The organism is Acidovorax facilis (assembly GCF_023913775.1).
GTDB lineage: Bacteria > Pseudomonadota > Gammaproteobacteria > Burkholderiales > Burkholderiaceae_C > Acidovorax > Acidovorax facilis.
The window spans coordinates 1-361 of record NZ_JAMXAX010000343.1 but is presented as its reverse complement, the minus strand read 5'-3'; the positions used below and the strand labels follow the sequence as shown (position 1 = coordinate 361).

General features: G+C 49.9%; 1 protein-coding gene. It reads left to right on the top strand.

What is annotated here, in order from left to right:
• On the top strand, positions 1-279 hold a 279-nt coding region (locus tag NFX52_RS30515; RefSeq protein WP_252636027.1), incomplete at its 5' end, for a hypothetical protein.
• Positions 280-361 lie beyond the last annotated feature (82 nt).

Genomic DNA, 361 nt, shown 5'->3' with positions numbered 1-361 from the left:
AAGGTTAAAAAGCGTCTCAAAAAAGCCGGGTCAAAAACCATTCCTGAACCGGGTTCGGTGAGTCGCCTTGCGGGTTCGGCTCATCGATGGGATGAACTGTACGCCGATGGTGTTCACGGAAAAACTATCTGGTCGCGAACTAACTGTTCCAGTATTGAGAACAATCCTTCCATCATCCCGCGCTCCCGGGTGATCTTTCAGGGCTCGAATTCTGTTGGAAAAAACTGTATATTCATAAGGGGTATCTATTTAGCTCCAGCAGCCCCGTTGATACTGTGATTTCATCCAGCAATAGTATCCGATTGCCTCTCCCCGGTGTTCTTGCTCACGACATCCCCATACGTCACTGGCGGCGTGACCA